At 72.8% G+C, this 20,463-nt stretch carries 20 protein-coding genes and 1 pseudogene; 13 read left to right on the top strand and 8 right to left on the bottom strand.

Annotated elements, in window-relative coordinates:
• The first annotated feature begins 92 nt into the window (after positions 1 to 92).
• The 5 genes and pseudogenes from ACIGAN_RS20880 (at position 93) to ACIGAN_RS20860 (ending at position 2,599) form a co-directional block, all read left to right on the top strand.
• Positions 93 to 257 carry a hypothetical protein gene (locus ACIGAN_RS20880; RefSeq protein WP_365089083.1) on the top strand — a complete coding sequence of 55 codons (165 nt, stop codon included), beginning with the start codon at positions 93 to 95 and terminating at the stop codon, positions 255 to 257.
• A complete protein-coding gene (locus tag ACIGAN_RS20875; protein ID WP_399859419.1) occupies positions 254 to 979 on the top strand; it encodes a hypothetical protein in 726 nt (241 codons plus the stop codon). Before ACIGAN_RS20880 ends, ACIGAN_RS20875 begins: the two co-directional genes overlap by 4 nt.
• A 125-nt stretch (positions 980 to 1,104) precedes the next feature.
• Positions 1,105 to 1,320: pseudogene (locus ACIGAN_RS20870) on the top strand (phage holin family protein); the annotation flags it as partial.
• Entirely contained in the window at positions 1,317 to 1,682 is a 366-nt protein-coding gene (locus ACIGAN_RS20865; protein ID WP_365739857.1) for a DUF3618 domain-containing protein, read from the top strand. The pseudogene ACIGAN_RS20870 and the gene ACIGAN_RS20865, both read left to right, overlap by 4 nt.
• A 221-nt stretch (positions 1,683 to 1,903) precedes the next feature.
• Entirely contained in the window at positions 1,904 to 2,599 is a 696-nt protein-coding gene (locus tag ACIGAN_RS20860) for an antibiotic biosynthesis monooxygenase (protein WP_399859416.1), read from the top strand.
• A gap of 42 nt (positions 2,600 to 2,641) precedes the next feature.
• Here the strand turns inward: ACIGAN_RS20860 and ACIGAN_RS20855 are convergent, their stop codons facing one another.
• Positions 2,642 to 4,471 (bottom strand): endonuclease/exonuclease/phosphatase family protein, encoded by a 1,830-nt coding sequence (locus tag ACIGAN_RS20855; RefSeq protein WP_399859414.1) that lies wholly within the window; start codon positions 4,469 to 4,471, stop codon positions 2,642 to 2,644.
• 304 nt (positions 4,472 to 4,775) lie between these two features.
• Here ACIGAN_RS20855 and ACIGAN_RS20850 point away from each other — a divergent pair, with 304 nt between their 5' ends.
• The 5 genes from ACIGAN_RS20850 to ACIGAN_RS20830 all read left to right on the top strand — a co-directional run bounded on the left by ACIGAN_RS20850 (position 4,776) and on the right by ACIGAN_RS20830 (position 11,556).
• Positions 4,776 to 6,194 (top strand): hypothetical protein, encoded by a 1,419-nt coding sequence (locus tag ACIGAN_RS20850; protein WP_399859412.1) that lies wholly within the window; start codon positions 4,776 to 4,778, stop codon positions 6,192 to 6,194.
• A gap of 212 nt (positions 6,195 to 6,406) precedes the next feature.
• Positions 6,407 to 7,852, top strand: a complete 1,446-nt coding sequence (locus ACIGAN_RS20845; protein WP_399859409.1) for an alkaline phosphatase PhoX — start codon at positions 6,407 to 6,409, stop codon at positions 7,850 to 7,852.
• A 340-nt stretch (positions 7,853 to 8,192) separates the two neighbouring features.
• A complete protein-coding gene (locus ACIGAN_RS20840; RefSeq protein ID WP_399859407.1) occupies positions 8,193 to 9,776 on the top strand; it encodes a TROVE domain-containing protein in 1,584 nt (527 codons plus the stop codon).
• Positions 9,777 to 9,867: 91 nt separating this feature from the next.
• A complete protein-coding gene (locus tag ACIGAN_RS20835) occupies positions 9,868 to 10,509 on the top strand; it encodes a GntR family transcriptional regulator (RefSeq protein WP_399859404.1) in 642 nt (213 codons plus the stop codon).
• Positions 10,510 to 10,539: 30 nt separating this feature from the next.
• Positions 10,540 to 11,556, top strand: a complete 1,017-nt coding sequence (locus ACIGAN_RS20830; protein ID WP_399859401.1) for a 1-aminocyclopropane-1-carboxylate deaminase — start codon at positions 10,540 to 10,542, stop codon at positions 11,554 to 11,556.
• Between the two features lie 28 nt (positions 11,557 to 11,584).
• Here ACIGAN_RS20830 and ACIGAN_RS20825 read toward each other — a convergent pair whose 3' ends face one another.
• Complete coding sequence (locus ACIGAN_RS20825) at positions 11,585 to 12,100, bottom strand: DinB family protein (RefSeq protein WP_365089099.1); 516 nt, start codon at positions 12,098 to 12,100, stop codon at positions 11,585 to 11,587.
• A 179-nt stretch (positions 12,101 to 12,279) separates the two neighbouring features.
• Here ACIGAN_RS20825 and ACIGAN_RS20820 point away from each other — a divergent pair, with 179 nt between their 5' ends.
• From ACIGAN_RS20820 to ACIGAN_RS20810, 3 genes are all read left to right on the top strand, one after another.
• Positions 12,280 to 12,708, top strand: a complete 429-nt coding sequence (locus ACIGAN_RS20820; RefSeq protein ID WP_399859398.1) for a VOC family protein — start codon at positions 12,280 to 12,282, stop codon at positions 12,706 to 12,708.
• 140 nt (positions 12,709 to 12,848) lie between these two features.
• Positions 12,849 to 13,886 carry a LacI family DNA-binding transcriptional regulator gene (locus tag ACIGAN_RS20815; protein ID WP_399859395.1) on the top strand — a complete coding sequence of 346 codons (1,038 nt, stop codon included), beginning with the start codon at positions 12,849 to 12,851 and terminating at the stop codon, positions 13,884 to 13,886.
• 88 nt (positions 13,887 to 13,974) lie between these two features.
• Positions 13,975 to 14,550, top strand: a complete 576-nt coding sequence (locus tag ACIGAN_RS20810; protein WP_365739848.1) for a TetR/AcrR family transcriptional regulator — start codon at positions 13,975 to 13,977, stop codon at positions 14,548 to 14,550.
• A 166-nt stretch (positions 14,551 to 14,716) separates the two neighbouring features.
• Here the strand turns inward: ACIGAN_RS20810 and ACIGAN_RS20805 are convergent, their stop codons facing one another.
• The 6 genes from ACIGAN_RS20805 to ACIGAN_RS20780 form a co-directional block, all read right to left on the bottom strand.
• Positions 14,717 to 15,919, bottom strand: a complete 1,203-nt coding sequence (locus ACIGAN_RS20805) for a TerD family protein (protein WP_399859687.1) — start codon at positions 15,917 to 15,919, stop codon at positions 14,717 to 14,719.
• A 64-nt stretch (positions 15,920 to 15,983) separates the two neighbouring features.
• Positions 15,984 to 16,205, bottom strand: coding sequence for a hypothetical protein (locus ACIGAN_RS20800; RefSeq protein ID WP_365089105.1), 222 nt, complete (start codon positions 16,203 to 16,205; stop codon positions 15,984 to 15,986).
• Positions 16,206 to 16,278: 73 nt separating this feature from the next.
• Complete coding sequence (locus ACIGAN_RS20795) at positions 16,279 to 17,268, bottom strand: zinc-dependent alcohol dehydrogenase family protein (RefSeq protein WP_365089107.1); 990 nt, start codon at positions 17,266 to 17,268, stop codon at positions 16,279 to 16,281.
• The gene (locus tag ACIGAN_RS20790) at positions 17,265 to 18,116 is read right to left on the bottom strand and encodes a carbohydrate ABC transporter permease (protein ID WP_365089108.1); all 852 of its coding nucleotides are present in this window, start codon (positions 18,114 to 18,116) and stop codon (positions 17,265 to 17,267) included. The genes ACIGAN_RS20795 and ACIGAN_RS20790 overlap by 4 nt, the downstream gene beginning before the upstream one ends.
• Entirely contained in the window at positions 18,113 to 19,054 is a 942-nt protein-coding gene (locus ACIGAN_RS20785) for a carbohydrate ABC transporter permease (RefSeq protein ID WP_365739847.1), read from the bottom strand. Before ACIGAN_RS20785 ends, ACIGAN_RS20790 begins: the two co-directional genes overlap by 4 nt.
• Complete coding sequence (locus ACIGAN_RS20780; RefSeq protein WP_365089112.1) at positions 19,051 to 20,424, bottom strand: ABC transporter substrate-binding protein; 1,374 nt, start codon at positions 20,422 to 20,424, stop codon at positions 19,051 to 19,053. The genes ACIGAN_RS20785 and ACIGAN_RS20780 overlap by 4 nt, the downstream gene beginning before the upstream one ends.
• Between the last annotated feature and the right edge of the window lie 39 nt (positions 20,425 to 20,463).

The following is a 20,463-nucleotide window of genomic DNA, read 5'->3' as shown; positions in this document are numbered from 1 at the left end:
CAGGGTTGCTTCAATGAAGGTGTTCTTCCCAGCCGGGTGTCCATGCGTCACCATGGCCGGGACGGTCGGCGACGGATGTCCTGGGAGGCGTCATGAAGCTCGGCAAGGCACTGGCCACGGGGTTCGCGGAGGAGCAGCCGGAGGCGCGGGGCGAGGGCCTCGGACAGGACGTCGAGCGGCTGCGGGCGGAAGGGCCCGGTGAGCGCGTCGAGGTGCGCGAGGCCGCCGTGGCCGAAGAGGTTCCGGCCGCCCGATGAGGCTGCGGCTTCCCTCGGAGCGTCCGACGGAGCCGCCGACCGGATACAAGATCGCCCACCCGGTGCTGTCCCAGGACGGCACCCGGGCCGGGTTCACCGGTGTGTCGCTGGGCGGTGCGCTGCCGTACGGCGTGGTGGCCGAGGCGGCCTGTGTGTACGGGCTGCGGCACCGGGCGCCGCACCGCCGCTGCGACTGCGGCTTCCACTGCGTCCACGACCGGTCCGCCGCGGAAGCGCTGCTGTGCACCGCCGGGCACCGCGGCGCCGTGCTGCTGGAGGTGTCCGTCCTCGGGGCCTACATCCGCTTCGAGCGGGGGTTCCGGTACGCGCGGCAGCGGGTGCGGGTCGTGACGGTGGGACCGTGCGACTGCGGGGCGGTCGCGCGGGTGCTGGCCGACGCCGGGTGGGGACGGGCCGGATGGCGCGGGCTCGCGCCGGTGTGCGCGGTGTGTGCGCGAGGGCGGGCCGCGGTGTCGCTCGGCCGGTTCGCCCGGCTGGCCGGTCACGGGGTGCGGGTCGTCGCCGGGGGTGGTAGCACGCCCGGCGGTGAGGGCACGGGCGCGGTGCCGGGCGGGATCGAGGCGGCGGACGGGCTGGGCGTGCCCGAACTCGTGGCCGAGGCCGCGCTGTTGCAGGCGCGGCTCGACTGGTTCCAGACGCAGCTGGCACGGCTCGGGCAGCGGGGGGACCCGGGCGGTCAGCAGGGGGAGCCGCAGGGGTAGCCGCAGGGCGGACGGGTACTCGGGGGTTCCTGCTTCGAGAGGAGGCGGAACCGTGACCGGGACGATGGACCATCGGGCCGTGCGCGAGGAGCACCACTCCGTGGGCGAACTCGTCGGTCAGGCCCCTCGCGCCGGCCGGGACGGGTGCCGCCGCGCTCTCGCTGGTGCTGCCCGTGTGGGCCGCCGCGCTGATCGTGACGGGGGTGCTGTTCGTGATCGCGGTGGTGCTGGCCGCGATGGGCCGCGGACAACTGCGGCGGGCCGCGCCGCCCACGCCTGAACGGGCGATCGGCAGCGTGAAGGCGGATGTCGAGGAGATCAGGGAAAGGGCGCATCGATGACGGAGCCGACGGGTGGGGCCAAGGGGCCCGACGAGCTGCGGCGGCAGATCGAGCGGACGCGCGGTGAACTCGGCAACACGGTGCACGAGTTGGCCGGGAAGGCCGATGTGAAGGGCCGGGCGCTGGCGCGGGCCGCCGACCTGCGGGACAAGGCCGGGGCGATGACGGTGCAGCTGCGCAGCAGCGCGGCGCAGGCCGGGCACTCCGTGCAGGACCGGGCCGCGCACATGGGGCCTCGGCCGGTGCGGACCGTGGTGCAGGCCGGGATGCGGCATCCCAAGCCGGTGCTGATGGCCGGGGCGGCGGGGGCCGTCATGGCGGTCGGGGTCGCGCGGTGGAGGCATGCGCACGGACACCGGTGACAGTCGTGACAGTGGCGTCGTGACGTCGTGATGTCGTGGCGTCGTGGCGTCATGGCGTCGCCGTGGTGTGCCGCGTGGCCGTGTCGTCGTGGCTTCGCGTCGTCGCGCGGTCGTCCGTCGCCGGTGGAAAAGCCGGGCCCGAGGAGCCCACTTGACCTCAAGTTCGGTCGAGGTCCGAAGGTGAGGGCGTAACGATCGGCCGACACGACTGGAGTGCTCCCATGGCCCGGCGAACCTCACGGCATCCGGATCTCACCGACCCCCGCATCGGTGCTCCCTTCTTCAGCACTTGGCGGGTGGGAACCCCCGAGCGGCAGCGGCAGGCCGTGGAGGCGATCGCGCGGGCCTGGGAGCGGCGGCCCTGGCCGACCGGGGACCTGCTGGGATACCACGTGTACGCCGGACACGACGGGGACACCCTGCTGCACTACTCGCAGTGGCGCAGCGAGCAGGCCTACGAGGCGTTCGTGAAGACCCACCGGCAGGAGCGCGTCGACGAGATCGACACGGCCGTGCCGGGCATCGAGCGGGTGTGGCTCGGCCGGTACCGGCACTACCGCAGCGCCCGGCGGGAGGACGCGGCCGTCCCGGGGTGCGTCGTGATCGTCGACGTCCGCTTCGACGGGCCCGACGCGGAGCGGCAGCGCGCCTGGGTCGACGCGGTGTTCGAGGCCCTGCAGAGCGATCCGGAACAGCACCCCGGCGGGATCTCCGCCCACTTCCACCTCGGTACGGACGGCACCCGGGTGCTCAACTACGCCGAGTGGGAAAGCGCCCAGGCGCACATCGACGCCCTGGCCGCGCCGGGCGACGGCGTCGGTTCGGCGACCGAGCAGTGGAAGCGCGTGCAGAACTGGCCGGGCCTGCGGGAGAGCGCCGTGCGGCGCTACGACCACGTCCTGGGGCTGGTGCCCTGAGGGGTGGGCCGGCCGAACACCGGGTTCGGCCGGCCCGTCCCCCTAAGGGCGGAACCGCAGGACCTGCGGGTCGTGGTCGCTGATCTGGTCGTGGAACTCCGCGTTGACGTGCACGCTGTCGTACTCGAAGTCGCAGCCGCGGCGGATCGACGGGCTGATCAGAATCTGGTCGAGGACCTGGCTGTTGCCCTGGTAGACGTACGAGTAACGCTCGCCGCGCGGCAGGGACTTGATCGCCGACCAGAGCTCGCCGCGGCCCTCCAGGAGCTCCGCGGTCCGGGAGAACTCGAAGTCGTTGATGTCGCCGAGCGTGACGACGTCCGCGTTCTTCTGGGTGTCGAGGATGTCCTTGACGAAGGCGTTGACCAGCGTGGCCTGCTGGTGGCGCTGCGTCTCCGAGCTGCGGGACGGCGGCTGGTACTGGGCGGTCAGACCCTGGTCGCCGCCCTTGGAGTTGAAGTGGTTGGCGATCACGAAGACCGTGCGGCCGCGGAAGACGAACTCGCCGGCCAGGGGCTTGCGGCTGTTCTTCCACGCCTCGTCGGCGGGGGCGATGCGGCCGGGGCTGAGCGTGAGGTGCGCCTTGCCACGGATCTTCGTCACGCCGGTGGCCGTCGTGGCGTCGCCGCCCGGGCGGTCCGCGAAGGAGACGCGCTCCGGGTTGAACAGGAACGCCTGGCGGATGTTGCCGCCGGGCTCACCGCCGTCGGTGCCGTCGGCCGGGTCGATCGAGCGCCAGTCGTAGCGCGGGCCGCCGGCCGCGACGATCGCGTCGATCAGCTTCGTCAGGGTCTGGTCGGCCGCGACCGTGCCGTCGTTCTTCGCGCCGTTGTTGTCCTGGATCTCCTCCAGGGACACGATGTCCGGCGACTGCAGGTTGTTCACGATCGCGGAGGCGTGCGCGGCGAACGTGTCGTCGGCCGGGTCGAGGTTCTCGACGTTGTAGGTGGCGACGGCCAGTTCCGAGGAGCGCTGCTTGCGGGTGGTCTCGCGCTGCAGACCGGCGCTCCTGAGGGTGCCGAGTTCGCTCGCGACCAGGGTGTAGCCGCCGAACTGGTTGTAGTCCAGGGGGCCTTCGGTGGTGCCCGTCAGGGTGTCGCCGACGTTCGCCTTCGGGAAGTCGGCCGTCGGGCCGAGGGACTGGATCTGCAGACGGCCCGTGTTCTGGTCGTCGTAGGAGCCGTAGACCGTGCCGCCGTGGCGGGTGCGGTTCTCGTGCGGCTTCACCGTCACCCACAGCTCGGTGTACGGGTCGGTGGCGCCGACCACGCGGGTGTCGGCGACCGCGACGGTCATGCCCTCCAGGGACTCGTAGTAGTCCAGGGCGTACTTCGCGGGCTGGAGGGGGAGGGCGTTGATCGAGCCGTTCGCCGCGGTGTCACCCGTGGGGGTGTAGGCGGCGGGGACCGACCGGGCCGTGACGGGGGTGGCGGCGGGCAGTTCGTTGCCGCTGGACAGGACCGTGGTGGTCGGCTTGGTGATCTCCGTCAGGGCCTGGTTGCCGGAGGCGGTGCCGCCGGGCACGAACTCCGAGACCGTGCCGCTGACCTCGACGGAGTCGCCGACGGCGACGCCCTTGGGGGTGGAGCTGGTGAAGACGAAGACGCCCTCACTGGTCGCCGGGTCGGCGTCCGGGCTCGGGTCCTGGATCCAGAAGCCGCGGGAGGAGCCGTAGGTGCGGACACCGGTCACGATTCCGGTCACGTCCGTGACCTGCCGCCCGGCGTACGGGGAGGTCCGGGTGTTGCCCTGGATGTCGTGGACGCGGACCGATTCCGCGTGCGCGGGGGTGGTGAGGACGATCGTGGAGGCCGCGGAGCACGCGGCGGCGACGGTGAGCGCGGCGAGGCGCGCGGAGGACTTGCTGGGCAACGGGATTCCCTCCGGGGACGTGACAGGGCGCCGGGACGAGGGTGGTGCTCGGACTGGGCCGCCACCTGGGGGACGGGCGGCATGACGCGCGTGGACGACGGCGGGCCGGGTGCCTGGTGGGGCAGGTCCGGTGAACAAGTGTCCGCCGACTTCTACGCGCGTCAATCTCCAGCCTGTCCATGTCACTTGTCAAGGTTTCGGCCATGTACGGCAGTCGACGGGGAGATGAAGTGGGCGGCATGGGTGGAAATCCGTCTAGGCTGAGCGGCTGAGTCACCTGAGGCGCGCTAGGAGAAACAAGCCGATGTCAGACAGCTCCCCCCTGCCGCCGGTGCGGCTGCACCCCGAAGCGGAGCTGGCGCGCGACGCGCTGTCCACACCGTTGCTGTCCCGGGCCGTACGGCTCGCCCGCTGGGCCGGGCCGGACACCCGCGTGGACGCCGGGGGAGGGCTCGTCGACGCACAGCTGCCCGCCGCCGCCGAGGCGCTCGGGCTGAGCGGGGACGACGCCGCAGCCGACGCCAGTGAGGCGTGGCGGGTGGCCCTGGACGCCGGGCTCGTCGAGGTCGTCGACGAGGAGCGGGGAACCGTCCGCGCGGGCGAGGACCTCGCGCTGCTCACCGGCGGCTCGCCGCAGGACGTCCTGGCCGTGTGGCTCGCCGCCCTGGAGACCGTGCTCGCCGACGCGAGCGTGCCCGACCTCGACGGACTGCTGGACGAGGCCGGCGAGGTCGACCTCTCCGCCCTCGACTGGGACCCGGAGGCCGAGGCCGAGTTCCTCGACGGCGTGCTCGGCAACCTCTACCTGCTGACCGCCGGCGACGACACGCCCGGCGGGGCCCCGGTGCCGCTGCCGGCGCTGGCCGCCTCGGTGCTCGTGCCCGGCGACATGGGCGAGCCCAGCAACGACGTCCTGGAGCAGGTCTCCGACGCGATGATGCGCCTGGACGACCAGTTCCGCATGCTGGAGCCGGTGGGCCTGGTGGAGTACCAGCCCGTCGACGAGGCGCTCATGGTCGACGCCGACGAGGAACCCGCAGCGCCCGTGGACGACACCGACGTCTCCCGGTACGGCATGGTCCGGCTCACCCCGCTCGGCCTGTACGGGATGCGGGCGCGGCTGCTGGAGGCCGGGTTCCAGGCGCCGGCCGTCGGGGACCTCGCGGACAAGGGGGCCGACGCGCTGCTCGACGGCACGGCGATGTTCCCGCCGGCCGCGGCGCAGGCCGAGACCGAGCAGTGGCTGCAGCGGCGCGAGGCCCTCACGGCGGCCCGGGAGCTGCTGGCGGCGGCCCGCGGCTCCGACACGGGGGCGCCGCTGCGGCGGCTGCGGTGCCAGCAGGCCCTGTCGCTGGTGGGTCCGGTGGCCGAGCCGGCGCTGCGCGAGGTGCTCGACGACGCCGAACTGGGCGGGCTCGCCCGGGTGTGGCTGACCGAGCAGGGCGCGACGGACGTGCCCGCGCCGTCCGAGGCGATGGTGTACTGGCTGACCATCGACACGGTGGCCGCGCAGCTGGCGGCGGAGGGCAACTCCGAGGAGCTGCGGGCGCTGGTCGAGGGGCTGGCGCAGCAGCACAGCGGGTTCTTCGCGGCGGTGTGGCGGGTCGATCACCCCGCCACTGCCGACGTGCTGGAGGCGATGGGGCGGCTGCATCCCGACAAGAAGGTGGCGAAGGAAGCGCGGAAGGCGGCGTTCAAGGCGCGGTCACAGCAGGGGGGCTGACCTGCCGGGGCGAGCCCGACCGCGGCCGAGGGCACGGCGCCGGCCCGCGTGTGGCTCTCCCGGTGCGGGGGTGCGACCGGGGCGCCCTCGTCGCTTGGCGGGGCGTTCTCCGTGGGCCCGGGGTGTTGTTCAGTCCTCGTTCACCTGTGGGCGGGACGGTGTCGGCGAACGAGGTTCGCCACCCTCCACGGCATCCCGTCACAGGAGACACCATGTCGCTCACCCGCAGGGACTTCGCCAGAACCTCCGCGATCACCGGTGCCGGTGTCGCGCTGGCCGGCAGCGTCGGCGCCCTCGCCACCGCGCCGAACGCCCTCGCGTCCTACGACACCGACACCGACAGCGCGGAGGGCACGGCGGACGCCCGGCACGGGGCCGGTTACGGGCCGCTCGTGCCCGACCCCCGGGGCATCCTCGCCCTGCCCGCCGGGTTCTCGTACCGGATCATCACCTACAGCGGCAGGACGAAGCTGGAGTCGGGTGAGTTCACGCCGTCCAACCACGACGGCACCGCCACCTTCGACGGCCCGCGCGGCACCACCTTGCTCGTCAACAACCACGAGCTGAAGGGCCCCCGCGCCAACTGGGCGCACCCGGTCCCGCTCACCGAGGGCCTGGTCTACGACCCCGCCGCCGGGGGCTGCACGGTCGTCGAGATCCGCCCCGACGGACGGGTCGCCGAATGGGTCGGCATCGCCGGCACCTCCACCAACTGCGCGGGCGGCCGCACCCCGTGGGGCACCTGGCTCACCTGCGAGGAGAACTCCGACCGGGCCGGCACCAACGGCATGACCAAGGACCACGGCTACGTCTTCGAGGTCGACCCCGTCGACCGGCGCGCCAACCGCGACCCCAAGCCGCTGAAGTTCTTCGGCCGTTACGACCACGAGGCCGTCGTCATCGACCCCAGGCGCGGTCACGCCTACCTCACCGAGGACGCCGCCGGCCCCAACGGCCTCTTCTTCCGCTGGACCCCGCCGAAGGGCTTCGCCCACGGCCCGGGGAAGTTCCGCGGGCTCGCCGACGACGCCGGTGTCCTCCAGGCGCCCAAGTGCTACGACTCCGGCGGCCGGTTCGTCGACGACCTGTCCCGCGCCACACGCATCGGCACCGTCTACGGCGTCGACTGGGTGGACGTACCCGACCGGGACGCCCGCACCACCCCCGTGCGCAAGCAGTTCGGCGCCGGCGAGGTCACCCGCGCCCGCAAGCTGGAGGGCATGTGGTGGGCCGACGGCGGCGCCTACCTCGTCTCCTCCTACGCCCGCGAGGAGAGCCCGGTCCGGCACGACGGACAGGTCTGGTTCTACGACCCCAAGCGCCGCACCCTGACGCTGAAGGTGCTGCTCGGCGTGAACCCCGACCCCGCGAAGGACGGCGCCTTCGACGGCCCCGACAACATCACCGTCTCCCCGTACGGCGGGCTCGTCATCGCCGAGGACGGCGAGGGCGTGCAGCACCTGTTCGGGGCGACCGACAGCGGACGCACGTACCCGATCGCCCGCAACGAGCTGAACATCGGCACCGCCGAGGAGCCGGAGTACAGCGAGTTCGCCGGTGTCACCTTCTCGCCCGACGGGCGAACCCTCTTCGCGAGCATCCAGACACCCGGAATCCTGCTCGCCATCACCGGGCCCTGGAAGCGGCAGAAGCGGTAGGTAATTCGCTCGCCGTGCGCGAGTCGCGCCTCCTACAGTGAGATCACAACGTCACGCACTTCCCGGTGCGATGGCGGCGGCTACTTCTCTTCCAAAGAATCCGACGCCGCCGCCGACTTGATCTCGGGAGGCGCGGCACGGGGTGGGTGCCCGGTGCGAAGGCAACGGTTACTTCCTGGGATCGGACGGTTGCGGGTTCAAGTCCCGTCGGCGACTTCGGGTCGCCGTAGCTCAATGGGCAGAGCATCTGAACAAGTCCGTCGCCGCGTTCTGTCCTCGGGCACCCGCCTTTCCCCGGCCGCGTTTCCCTCGAACACGAAAAGAATTCGGGGGAATTCACATGGCGCGATTCAACGGCAAGGCGGCACGGGCCCGTCCCGTATCGCGGGTGACGTCCACGGGGCGAGTGCTGCGGACGTACGAGGGCGGCCGGGGCCGGGAGCGGGACGCCCGCTCCGAGCTCTTCCTGCTCGCCGTGAGCAACTTCGTCTCCCAGCAGACCTTCTACGAGAGCGGCGCCGACCGCGACGACCGGTTCCGCCGGCTCGTGCGCGACCTGGCCGTCGGCGACCCGGAGTGGACGGCCGGCCTGCTCGGCTGGCTGCGCAGCGCGGGCAACCTGCGCACCGCCTCGGTCGTCGGCGCCGCCGAGTACGTCAAGGCCCGGCTGGACGCCGGCGCGACCGCCGGCCCGTCGAACCGGCGGGTCGTGGACTCCGTGCTCCGGCGCCCCGACGAGCCCGGGGAACTGCTCGCCTACTGGACCGCGACCCACGGCCGCAACGTGCCCAAGCCGGTCAAGCGCGGCATCGCCGACGCCGTGCGCCGCCTCTACCACGACAAGGCGCTGCTGAAGTACGACACCGCCGCCAAGGGCTACCGATTCGGCGACGTCCTCAACCTCACGCACGCGGCGCCCGACCCGGACAAGCCGTGGCAGGGCGAGCTGTTCCGGTACGCCCTCGACCGGCGCCACCACCCGGACACCGCCGTGCCGCCCGCCTCCAGCCGCACCCTCGCCGCGCACCGCGCGCTGATGGCGCTGCCCGTCGCGGAGCGGCGCGCGGCCGTGACCGCCGAGGGCGGCGCCGAGCGGCTCGCGGAGGCCGGGATGACCTGGGAGGCGCTGGCGGGCTGGCTGCAGGGCCCGATGGACAAGGCGGCCTGGGAGGCGGTCATCCCGTCGATGGGCACCATGGCGCTCGTGCGCAACCTGCGGAACTTCGACGAGGCCGGGGTGTCCGACGAGGTCGCCGAACGGGTCGCGGCACGCATCGCCGACCCGGCGGAGGTCGCGCGCTCACGGCAGTTCCCCTTCCGGTACCTCGCCGCGTACCAGCACGCCCCCTCGCCGCGCTGGTCGTACGCCCTGGAGCGGGCGCTCGGCCACTCGCTGGCCAACGTGCCCGTGCTGCCCGGCCGGACGCTGGTGCTCGTGGACCGCTCGGGCTCGATGTTCTGGTCGCGGCCGTCCGACCGCTCCGAGCTCAACCGGGCCGACGCGGCGGCGATCTTCGGCACGGCGCTCGCGCTGCGGGCCGAGCACGCGGACCTGGTCGAGTTCGGCACGACCAGCGACCACGTGCGCCTCCGCCGGGGCGAGTCCGTGCTCAGGATCCTCGACCGCTTCCGCAGCCTCGGCGGCACCGACACCACCGAGGCGGTGCGCCGGCACTACGACCGGCACGACCGGGTGCTGATCGTCACCGACGAGCAGTACACGCACCACCACCTGGGCGACCCGGCCGGGCAGGTCCCGGCCGACGTGCCGGTCTACACCTGGAACCTCGCCGGGTACCGGGCGGGCCACGGCCCGTCGGGCACCGGCAACCGGCACACCTTCGCAGGCCTGTCGGACGCGGCGTTCCGCATGGTGCCGCTGATCGAGGCCTCCCGGGACGCCGACTGGCCCTGGGCGGCCTGACCGCCGCGGCCCGCGCCGCGTGGGGAGCGCGGGCCACGGACACGGCCCTGCCCCTTGTTGAAGCCTGGACTGACATCTAACATTTCAGTTCATGGAAGCCATCCGGCCCGTGCCCCGCACCCTGCTCAGGGACCGGGCCTACACGGCGATCCGGGACGCCATCGTGGCCGGGGAGATCGAACCCGGCGCGGTGGTGCGCGACGCCGAACTCGCCGAGCGGCTCGGGCTGTCCCGGGCGCCGGTCAGGGAGGCGTTCTCCCGGCTCGTCGACGAGGGGCTGCTGGAGAGCAAGCCGCAGAGCTACACGCGCGTGACCCCGCTGGTGGCCGCCGACGTCCGGGACGCCGCCGCGGTGGTCGGCGCCATGCACGAGCTGGTGACCCGGGTGGGGGTGCCCCGGCTGGCCGGCGCGGACCTCGCCGTGATGCGCGCCGCCAACGAGCGGTTCGCCGCGGCCGTGCGCGCCGGGGACGTGGACGCGGCGCTGCGCGCCGACGACGATCTGCACGAGGTCCTCGTCCGGGCGAGCGGCAACCGCGCCGCCGCCGCCACGATCGCCCGCTACACCCCGCTCATCCGCCGTCTGGAACGCCGGCGCTTCGGCGAGGGCGGCAGCTGCCGCTCGGCCGGGCTGCACGAACGGCTGATCGACGCCTGCGCCGCCGGTGACGCGGCCGGGGCCGTGCGCGTCACGGCGGACATCTGGCGGAGCCTCGAAGAGCTCGCCGACTGAGGCGGACCGACACCCACCCGGAGGGACCCCATGCCCCTGTCCTCGTACGCGCGTTACCCGCTGCTCTTCGGGCCCTCGCCCGTCCACCCCCTGGAGCGGCTCACGGCGCATCTCGGCGGCGCCTCCCTCTGGGCGAAGCGGGAGGACTGCAACTCCGGCATCGCCTACGGCGGGAACAAGACCCGCAAGCTGGAGTACCTGGTCGCCGACGCCCTCGCCCAGGGCTGCGACACCCTCGTGTCGATCGGCGGCGTGCAGTCCAACCACACCCGTCAGGTCGCCGCCGTCGCCGCCCGGGCCGGGCTGAAGTGCGTACTGGTGCAGGAGAGCTGGGTGGACTGGCCGGACGCCGTCTACGACAAGGTGGGCAACATCCTGATCAGCCGTCTCGCCGGGGCCGACGTCCGGCTGGTGCGGGCCGGGTTCGGGATCGGGTTCAAGGAGAGCTGGGAGCAGGCCCTCAGGGAGGTCGAGGAGTCGGGCGGCAAGCCGTACGCCATCCCGGCCGGGGCCTCCGACCATCCGCTCGGCGGGCTCGGCTTCGCCGCCTGGGCGCACGAAGTGGCGCGGCAGGAGCGGGAGCTGGGCGTCTTCTTCGACACCGTCGTGGTGTGCTCGGTGACCGGGTCGACCCAGGCCGGCATGGTCGCCGGGTTCGCCGCGCTGGAGGAGGCGGGCGGGCGGCCCCGGCGCGTGCTCGGCGTCGACGCCTCGGCGAAACCGGCCGCCACCCGGGCCCAGATCGCCCGCATCGCCCACCGCACCGGCGGGCTCATCGGCGTCGAACGGGAGCTGACCGAGGCGGACGTCGAGCTCGACGAGCGCTACCACGCGGGCACCTACGGCGTACCCGACGAGACGACCCTGGCGGCCATGCGGCTCGCGGCCCGCACGGAGGGGATGGTCACCGACCCGGTGTACGAGGGCAAGTCGATGGCCGGGATGATCGACCTGGTCTCCCGGGGCGAGATCGGCCGGGACTCCACCGTGCTCTACGCCCACCTGGGCGGACAGCCCGCGCTGAACGCCTACAGCGCGCTGTTCTAGCCGGTCCGCACGGCGGCCGGCCGGCCGCCTAGTAGTACCCCTTCGTCCCGTCCAGCAGTTCCCGGACGATGTCCGCGTGCCCGGCGTGCCGTCCCGTCTCCTCGATGAGGTGGATGAGCATCCAGCGGAGATCGGCCTTGGCCGAGGCGTACCCGGGGTGGCGGCCGACGTCGTCCAGGGACGCCGCGGCCACGATCTCGTCGCTCCGGGCGCACTGGGCCTCGTACTCCGCGAGCACCTGCCGCAACGGGACGCCGTCGGTGCGCCAGTCGGCGTCCTCGACCGTCTCGTCGAAGGACGGGTTCCGCGTCTCGTCGCCGCCGAGGAACAGCACCTCCAGCCAGGTGTGCTCGACCCAGCGCATATGGCTGACCAGTCCGGCCATCGTCATCATCGGCGAGGTCGGGACGACGGGGCGGCGCGCGTCCGCCTCGCTGAGCCCCTCGCACTTCCAGCGCAGGATCCGGCGTTGCAGCTCCAGCCATCCCAGGAGCGCGGTGCGTTCGTCGGCCTGGAAGGGGGGACGTTCGAGTGAAGGGGTCATGGGCGCGGACCGTAGCGCGGCCCGCTCCGGACTGTCGCCGGATTTTCGGCGCCCCCCGGCGTCCCCGGCATCCTCGGCGTCCCCCGGCATCCTTGGCCTCCCGCGACCAGGTGCGGCCGGGAATCAACCGCCCGGGCGGCCGGTTGTCCATCCGTGACCGACGTCACCGAGGAGCCGCCATGACCGACGAACCAGCCACCGAACCGATCGCCGCACCAGCCGTCCGGGAACTCCGCCTGGTCGTCACCGCCGACGACTACGACGCCGCGCTGCACTTCTACCGGGACGTGCTCGGTCTGCCCGAGCGCGGTGCCTTCGCGTCCGAGGACGGGCGGGTGACGATCCTGGAGGCCGGACGGGCCACCCTGGAGCTGACCGACCCGAACCACGCCGCGTTCATCGACGAGGTCGAGGTGGGGCGGCGGGTGGCCGGGCACGTCCGGGTCGCCTTCCAGGTGGACGACTCCGCGGCCACCACCGCCAGGCTCGCCGCGGCCGGCGCCGAGGTGATCGCCGAGCCCACCCGCACCCCCTGGAACTCCCTGAACGCCCGGCTGGAAGCGCCGGCCGCCCTGCAGCTGACGCTGTTCACCGAGCTCGGCGACTGAGGCGCCCGCGCCCGCCCCGCCCGGCACCGCCCGCCCGCCCGGCACCGCCCGCCCGGCACCGGCCGGCCCGCGCCGGCGGGGGCGCCGGCCCTCCGGCCGCCCCTGCCGGGCCGCGCCCGCCGCCGGATAAGGTGCTGGGCGTGTGGACGGACGAGCAGCGTGCGGAGCCGGAGGCCGAGCGGCCCGAGGGTACGCGGCGCCGGGCCACGATCCACGACGTCGCACGCCTGGCCGGGGTGTCCCGCCAGACGGTCTCCCGGGCGGTCAACGACAAGGGTGAGATCGACCCGGCCACCAAGGAGCGGGTCCTGGAGGCGGTGCGCCTCCTCGACTACCGGCCGAGCCGGTTCGCGCGCGGACTCGTCCGCAAGGGCGCGGTGACGGCGGGCCTGGTCATCCCGGACCTGCGCAACCCCTTCTTCCCGGAGGTCGCCGCCGGGGTGCTGGAGGCCGCCGAGCAGCGCGGCTGGCAGGTCGTGGTCTGGGACTCGCGGATCGACGGGGCCCGGGAACGGCAGGCGCTCGACGTCCTCTCCCACCAGGCGGACGCCGTCGTGGGCTACTTCAAGGACCCCGACGACGTGCTGGTCCGGCACCTCGGGGGCGTCCCCCTGGTGCTGCTGGAGCGCGGCCCGCAGCAGACCCGGTTCGCGGCCGTCGGCATCGACGCCGCCGCCGGGGTCCGGCAGGGCATGGAGTACCTCTGCCGCCAGGGCCACCGCAGGATCGGCATGCTGGACGGCGTGCACGGGCCGGGCCCCCGCCGGCAGGCCTTCCTGGAGCAGGCCCGGCGGCTCGGCCTGCCCGTCGACCAGGACTGGGTCGTCCTCTGCTCCGAGCACAGCGTGAGGGGCGGCGAGACCGGCATGGAACGACTGCTGCGGGCCCGGCCCGGGATGACGGCCGTCCTCGGCTTCAACGACCTGATCGCCGTCGGCGCGATGCGCACCGCCCGCCGCCACGGTCGCCGGGTCCCCGACGACCTGGCCGTGCTCGGCTTCGACGGCCTCTCCCTGGGCGAGCTGGTCGAACCCGCCCTGACCACACTGCACATCGACAAGCGGCAGCTGGGCCGGCTGGCCGTGGAGCAGGTGGCCCGGCTGCGCGCGGGCGAGGAACCCCTGCGCGGAGCGGACGCCTGGGTGACGCCCGAGCTGCTGGTGCGCGCGTCGGCCTGAGCCGCCGTCACGCGGAGCGGGCCGGGCCGTGCCGCCGCCGGGTCTCGGTAGGGTGCGCGTAGGTCCCCGGCTGGTGAGGAGCGGTTGCGTGGCGCAGGTCAGGCCCATGCGGGCGGATGCCCGGCGTAACTACGAGCGGTTGCTGCGGGTGGCCGCGGAGGCGTTCGCCGAGCACGGAGAAGGGGCGTCGCTCGACGACATCGCCAAGCGGGCCGGGGTCGGCTCCGGGACGCTGTACCGGCACTTCCCGACCCGGCACGCCCTGCTGGAGGCCGCGTACCTGGACCGCGTCGAGGCGCTCGCCGCCCGCGCCGACGTGCTCGCCGCCGAACTGCCGCCGGGCGAGGCGCTGTGGGAGTGGCTGCACGAACTCGGCATCGGCATGATCCGCATGCGGGGCCTGAAGGCGCTCCTCGGCCCGGCCGTCACCGAGGGCGACGCGGCGGGGGCCACGGCCTGCGGCGACTCGGTGCGGAGCGCGGCGGGGCGGCTGGTCCGGGCGGCTCGGGAGGAGGGCACCCTGCGGGCGGACGTGGAGCCGATGGACGTGCTGCGGCTGGCGCACGGGGTCGCGACGGCGTCCGAACTGGCCGACGGGGAGGGACGGCACATCCGCCGGTACCTCACGCTGCTGACGGAGGGGTTGCGGCCGCGGGGGCGCTGACCGGGGGCACCGGAGCCGGGGTGCCCGGAGAACGGGGGCGTCGTCACCCTCGCCGGGGAGACAGCCTCGGAGCCAAGGGCCGGGAGAGGGGCCCCGGACGACACCCCGGGCGCCCCCTCCCGGGCCCGGCAAGGGGAGTCCGGGGTGTCGTCCGGGGCCCGTGGTGTCACAGGGACTGGGCCGCAGGCTTCACCATGCCCCGCACCGTGCGGGACTTCACGAAGTCGCCCATCGCCGTCATGTCCCACTCGCCGGAGAACTGGCGGATCAGCTTGGCCATCATCACACCGGTCTGCGGCTCGGCGCTGGTGAGGTCGAAGCGGACCAGCTCCTCGCCGGTCGTGCCGTCCAGCAGGCGGCAGTACGCCTTGGCGACCTCCGTGAACTTCTGGCCGGAGAAGGAGTTGACCGTGAAGACCAGGCCGGTGACCTCCTGGGGCAGGCGGCCCAGGTCGACCGTGATGACCTCGTCGTCACCGCCGCCCTCGCCCGTGAGGTTGTCGCCGGAGTGCCGGATCGCACCGCCGATGATCTGCAGCTTGCCGAAGTAGCAGCTGTCGATGTGGTTGCGCTGCGGCCCGTAGGCGATGACCGAGGCGTCCAGGTCGATGTCCTTGCCGCGGTACGCGGGCTCCCAGCCGAGGCCCATCTTGACCTGGGACAGCAGCGGGCGGCCGCCCTTGATGAGGGACACCGTCTGGTTCTTCTGGAGGCTGACGCGGCCCTTGTCCAGGTTGATCTTCCCCGAGCCGGGCGCGGGCGGCGGGGGCGTGGCCGGGGCGGCCGGGGGTGCGGCGGGCGCGGCGACGGGCGGGGCCGGCGGCTGCACGGGGGCGGGCGGCGGCGGGGTCACGGGCTGGGCCGCGGCGGCCGGTTCCTCCACCACGGTCACGCCGAAGTCCGTGGCGATGCCCGCCAGGCCGTTGGCGTAGCCCTGGCCGACCGCGCGGGCCTTCCACTGGCCGTTGCGCTGGTAGATCTCCACGACCACCAGGGCCGTCTCGCTGCCGAGCTGCGGGGGCGTGAACGTGGCCAGGACGGAGCCGTCGTCCGCGTTGCGGATCGTGGCCGTGGGTTCGATGCCCTGGAAGGTCTGGCCGGCGGCGTCCGGGCTGGCCGTCACGACGATCTTCTCGATGCCCGGTGGGAGGGCCGAGGTGTCGACCACGATCGCGTCGGGTGCGGTGCCGCCGCCCGAGCGGTAGGTCACGCCCGGGCCCGAAGGCTGGTTGTAGAAGATGAAGTCGTCGTCGGAGCGCACCTTGCCGTCGGCGGTGAGCAGCAGGCCCGATACGTCGAGCCGCACCGGGGCGGCGACGTCCACCGTCACGCGGGCGGCGGACAGGGGGATGTTCGAGCCGGGGGTCATAGCTGTCATGCCGGGTGAACGAGCGAGGCGGTTTTGCCGTTCCCTTACCTTGGGGCCAATCGGGTCAGCGGCGATTGCGCGGGTGGTCGCGGGCGGTGCGCTCGTTGCCCCGCTTGTAGTCGCCGGTCCAGCGGGCCATGACCAGCTGCGGATCGAAGGCCTCGACCTCGGCCAGGAACCGCGCGGCTCGGTCGCCGTTCAGGGTGGTGGCGGGGCGGCCGTGGTGGGCGATGCGGACGGTGCCGCCGGTGTGCTGTTCGTAGGTGAATCCGTGAGGTCGTGGCATGCCGCGAGCGTACGGGGGCGGGAGCGGGCGCCCCACCGGATTTCGCCCGCCCCCGCCCGTGCGGTCCGTCGCCCTACGGCACGACCACGATCTTGCGGCCGACGCCCGCCGCGAACTGCTCCAGCGCCTCGGGGTAGCGCTCCAGCGGGACGCGGTCGCTGATGAAGACGTCGGGGTCGAGGACGCCGCCCGCGAAGAGCTCCGCGGCTCGTTCGAAGCTGTGCAGCACCGCCATGGAGCCCGTGATGGTGATCTCCTGGTTGTAGATGCGGTACGGGTCGATGGACACGCGGGTCGCGTAGTCGGCGACGCCGAACTGCAGGAACGTGCCGGCCTTCGCCACCCGGTCCAGGCCGTCCTGGATCGCCGCCGCGTTGCCGGTGGCGTCGATGACCAGGTCCCAGCCCTGCGGGCGGTCCAGCTCGTCCGGGTTCGCCGCCGAGCCCGAGACGCCCAGGCGGCGGGCCGTCTCCAGGCGGGCCGGGTTCACGTCGACGACGTCCACGCTGGCCGCGCCCGTGCGCTTGGCCAGCTCCAGCATCATCAGGCCCATCGTGCCGGAGCCGTAGATCAGCACGTGCGCGCCGAGGCGGGACTGCAGGACGTCGTAGCCGCGCACCGCGCAGGACAGCGGCTCCACGAGGGCCGCGTCCTGCGTGCGGACGTGGTCCGGGAGCTTCACGCAGTTGGCCACCGGGGCGAGGGCGTACTTCGCCGCGCCGCCGGCCGTCGTCACGCCGATCGCCGCCCAGCGCTCGCAGAGGTTGTTGTGGCCGGTGCGGCAGTAGCGGCACTCGTGGCAGTACAGGGACGGGTCGACGGCGACCCGGTCCCCGACCGCCACCTCCGTGACCTGGGTGCCGACGCCGACGACCTCGCCCGCGAACTCGTGCCCGGGCACGATCGGCAGCTTCGGGGCGAACTCGCCCTGGAGGATGTGCAGGTCCGTGCCGCACAGCCCGCAGGCCGCGACCTCGACGACGACTTCGCGCGGCCCTGGCGTCGGGTCCGGGACCTCGGCGACGACGGCCTTGCCCACGGACTCGATGACGGCGGCCTTCATTTCACGGCTCCCAACGACAGGCCCTGGACCAGCTTGTCCTGGGCGGCGAACCCCGCGGCGAGCACCGGCAGGGAGATGACGAGCGACGCGGCGCACACCTTCGCCAGGAACAGGCCCTGGCTGGTGATGAAGCCGGTCAGGAAGACGGGGGCGGTCTCGGCGACCACGCCCGTCAGCACCCGGGCGAAGAGCAGTTCGTTCCAGCTGAAGATGAAGCAGATCAGCGCCGTGGCGGCGATGCCCGGCAGGGCGATCGGGGCCACCACCCGCGCCAGCACCGTCGGCAGCCGGGCCCCGTCCACCCGGGCCGCCTCGATGACGGCGACCGGGATCTCGGCGAGGAAGGACTGCATCATCCACACCGCGATCGGCAGGTTCATGGAGGTGTAGAGGATGACCAGCAGCCAGATGTTGTCGAGCATCCCGGCGTTCTTGGCGAACAGGTAGATCGGCAGCAGGCCCGCCACGGCCGGCAGCATCTTCGTGGAGAGGAAGAAGAACAGCACGTCCGTCCACTTGCGGACGCGGTTGATGGACAGCGCGTAGGCCGCCGGGAAGGCGAGCAGCAGGACCAGCAGCGTCGACGCGACGGACGCGACCGTGGAGTTGATCAGCGCCGGCCAGGGGCTCGCGCCGCCGCCCGCGCCGAAGAACTCGCGGTAGCCGTCCAGGGTCAGGGCGGCCGCGAAGGACGGCGGGTTGGTCGCGGCGTCCGCCTCCGAGTGGAAGGACGTCAGTGCCATCCACGCGATGGGCAGGAAGAACGCGATGCCGAGCAGCCAGGCCAGCAGGCCGAGGCCCGCTCCCTTGCCACGGGCACGGCGGGCACGCGGGGCGGTCGTGCTCATGCGCGGGACACCTCCTCGCGGAACAGGGACGACACCACGCGCAGGGCGAAGGTCGCGATGACGATCGAGCCGATGACGACCAGGACGCCCGCGGCCGAGGCGAGGCCGTTCTCGTGGGCCTGGTAGAAGCTCTGGTAGACGGTGTAGGGCAGGTTGGCGGTGCCGAGGCCGCCGGACGTGATCGTGAAGACCGCGTCGAAGTTCTGCACGATGTAGATCGAGCCCAGCAGGGCGCCGAGTTCGAGATAGCGGCGCAGGTGCGGCAGCGTCAGATGGACGAAGATCTGCCAGTCGCTCGCGCCGTCGACCCGGGCCGCCTCGATCTGCTCGTGGTCGCGGCTCTGCAGGCCGGCGAGCAGGATCAGCATCATGAACGGGGTCCACTGCCAGATGAGCGAGGCCTCGACGGCCAGCAGCGGGGTGTTCGAGATCCAGTCGGGCTGTGGCCCGCCCACATAGTGCAACAACCCGTTGAACAGGCCGTATTCAGGGTTGTAGAGCACATGCTTCCAGAGCAGGGCCGCCGCGACCGGCACCACCAGGAAGGGCGCGATCAGCAGCGTGCGCACGATGCCCCGGCCGCGGAACCTGCGGTCCAGCAGCAGCGCCAGGAACAGTCCCAGCACCAGGCTGGCCAGCACGACCGCGACGGTCAGCAGCACGGTCGTCCACACCGAGTGGCGCAGGTCCGCGTCGGTGAGGACCTCCTGGTAGTTGTCCAGGCCCGCGAACCGCCGGGCGTCGGGGTAGAGGCTGTTCCAGTCGAAGAAGGAGATCACCAGCGTGGCCACGAAGGGCAGCTGGGTGACGGCGATCATGAAGATCAGGGCGGGCAGCAGCGGGGCGCGGGTCGCCCAGGCGCGCAGCCGGGCGGAGGGCCGGCGGACCGGGGTGCCTGTCTCGGGAGCGGCCACGGGGGCCGTGGTCGTGGCGGTCATCGTCCCTCGTACTCCTCGGAGATCTTCTCGGCGAGCGCCTGCGACTTCCTCAGGGCCGACTCGACGGACTGGCGTCCGGCGATGGCCGCGCTGATCTCCTGGGAGACCTTGGTGCCGAGGTCGGTGAACTCGGGGATGCCGACGAACTGGATGCCGGGCGCGGGGCGCGGCTGCACGCCGGGATCGTTGGGCCGGGCCTGCTCGATGGCCTCCCGGGTCATCTCCTGGAAGGCGGCGGCCTCCTTGCGGTAGGCGGGGTTGGCGTAGGTCGACGCCCGCTTGCCGGCCGGGACGTTGGACCAGCCGACCTCGTCGCCGACCAGCTGCTCGTACTCCTTGCCGGACGCCCAGGAGACGAACTTCCAGGCGTTGTCCGGGTTGCGGGAGGCCTTCTGGATGCCCCAGGCCCAGGTGTAGAGCCAGCCGGAGGACTCGGTCTTCTCGACCGGGGCGGGGGCGTAGCCGACCTTGCCCTTGACCGGGGAGCCGTCCGCCTCCAGGGATCCGGCGGCGGAGGTGGCGTCGTACCACATGGCGACCTTGCCCTGGGTCATGTTGTTCAGGCACTCGGCGAAGCCGGACTGGGCGGCGCCGGACTCGCCGTGCTCGCGGACCAGGTCGACATAGAACTTCGTCGCCTTCTCGAACTCGGGGGAGTCGAGCCGCGCCTTCCAGTCCTTGTCGAACCAGGTGCCGCCGAAGGTGTTCACGACGGTGGTCAGGGGGGCCATCACCTCGCCCCAGCCGGGCAGGCCGCGCAGGCAGATGCCCTTCATGCCGGGCTCGGCCCCGTCCGCCCGCGCCGCGAGGTCCGCCACCTGCTGCCAGGTGGGGCGGGCGGGCATCGTCAGGCCCTTCTTCTCGAACACGTCCTTGCGGTACATCAGGAACGACGACTCGCCGTAGAAGGGCTGGCCGTAGAGCTTGCCGTCCTCCCCGGTGAGGGACTGGCGCATCGGCTTGAGCACGTCCTGCTCGTCGTAGCCCGGGTCCTTCGCCACATAGCCGTTCATCTCGTGCAGCCAGCCGTTGCGGGCATAGATCGGTATCTCGTAGTTGGACAGCGTGGCGACGTCGTACTGGCCGGCCTGGTTGGCGAAGTCCTGGCTGATCTTGTCGCGGACGTCGTTCTCCGGCAGGACCGTGAAGTTGACCTTGATGCCCGTCTCCTTGGTGAAGTGGGCGCGGGTCAGCTTCTGCAGCTCGACCATCTGCGGGTTGTTGACCATCAGGACGTTGATGGCGTCGCCGCCGGATCCGGCCCCGCCCGCCCCGACCCAGCAGCCGGAGAGCAGCGGGGCGAGCAGCGTCCCTGCGGCGGCCAGGGCGAGCGTGGCTCGCGGAGGCCGTCGTCGGCTCTGGGTTCGCATGGATCGCTCCTGGAATGAATGGGGAGATAAGGGGCAGCA

Origin of the sequence: Streptomyces sp. NPDC085931 (assembly GCF_044540565.1) — a bacterium.
In the GTDB taxonomy this organism is placed as follows: domain Bacteria; phylum Actinomycetota; class Actinomycetes; order Streptomycetales; family Streptomycetaceae; genus Streptomyces.
Note: the sequence above shows the minus strand (reverse complement) of the source record. Positions and strands in the feature narration are given on the sequence as shown.

Excerpts from the sequence above, each read along its gene's own strand:
- ACIGAN_RS20880 (WP_365089083.1), top strand. The coding sequence starts at position 93 with ATGAAGCTCGGCAAGGCACTGGCCACGGGGTTCGCGGAGGAGCAGCCG.
- ACIGAN_RS20875 (WP_399859419.1), top strand. The coding sequence starts at position 254 with ATGAGGCTGCGGCTTCCCTCGGAGCGTCCGACGGAGCCGCCGACCGGA.
- ACIGAN_RS20865 (WP_365739857.1), top strand. The coding sequence starts at position 1,317 with ATGACGGAGCCGACGGGTGGGGCCAAGGGGCCCGACGAGCTGCGGCGG.
- ACIGAN_RS20860 (WP_399859416.1), top strand. The coding sequence starts at position 1,904 with ATGGCCCGGCGAACCTCACGGCATCCGGATCTCACCGACCCCCGCATC.
- ACIGAN_RS20850 (WP_399859412.1), top strand. The coding sequence starts at position 4,776 with ATGTCAGACAGCTCCCCCCTGCCGCCGGTGCGGCTGCACCCCGAAGCG.
- ACIGAN_RS20845 (WP_399859409.1), top strand. The coding sequence starts at position 6,407 with ATGTCGCTCACCCGCAGGGACTTCGCCAGAACCTCCGCGATCACCGGT.
- ACIGAN_RS20840 (WP_399859407.1), top strand. The coding sequence starts at position 8,193 with ATGGCGCGATTCAACGGCAAGGCGGCACGGGCCCGTCCCGTATCGCGG.
- ACIGAN_RS20835 (WP_399859404.1), top strand. The coding sequence starts at position 9,868 with ATGGAAGCCATCCGGCCCGTGCCCCGCACCCTGCTCAGGGACCGGGCC.
- ACIGAN_RS20830 (WP_399859401.1), top strand. The coding sequence starts at position 10,540 with ATGCCCCTGTCCTCGTACGCGCGTTACCCGCTGCTCTTCGGGCCCTCG.
- ACIGAN_RS20825 (WP_365089099.1), bottom strand. The coding sequence starts at position 12,100 with ATGACCCCTTCACTCGAACGTCCCCCCTTCCAGGCCGACGAACGCACC.
- ACIGAN_RS20820 (WP_399859398.1), top strand. The coding sequence starts at position 12,280 with ATGACCGACGAACCAGCCACCGAACCGATCGCCGCACCAGCCGTCCGG.
- ACIGAN_RS20805 (WP_399859687.1), bottom strand. The coding sequence starts at position 15,919 with ATGACCCCCGGCTCGAACATCCCCCTGTCCGCCGCCCGCGTGACGGTG.
- ACIGAN_RS20800 (WP_365089105.1), bottom strand. The coding sequence starts at position 16,205 with ATGCCACGACCTCACGGATTCACCTACGAACAGCACACCGGCGGCACC.
- ACIGAN_RS20795 (WP_365089107.1), bottom strand. The coding sequence starts at position 17,268 with ATGAAGGCCGCCGTCATCGAGTCCGTGGGCAAGGCCGTCGTCGCCGAG.
- ACIGAN_RS20790 (WP_365089108.1), bottom strand. The coding sequence starts at position 18,116 with ATGAGCACGACCGCCCCGCGTGCCCGCCGTGCCCGTGGCAAGGGAGCG.
- ACIGAN_RS20785 (WP_365739847.1), bottom strand. The coding sequence starts at position 19,054 with ATGACCGCCACGACCACGGCCCCCGTGGCCGCTCCCGAGACAGGCACC.
- ACIGAN_RS20780 (WP_365089112.1), bottom strand. The coding sequence starts at position 20,424 with ATGCGAACCCAGAGCCGACGACGGCCTCCGCGAGCCACGCTCGCCCTG.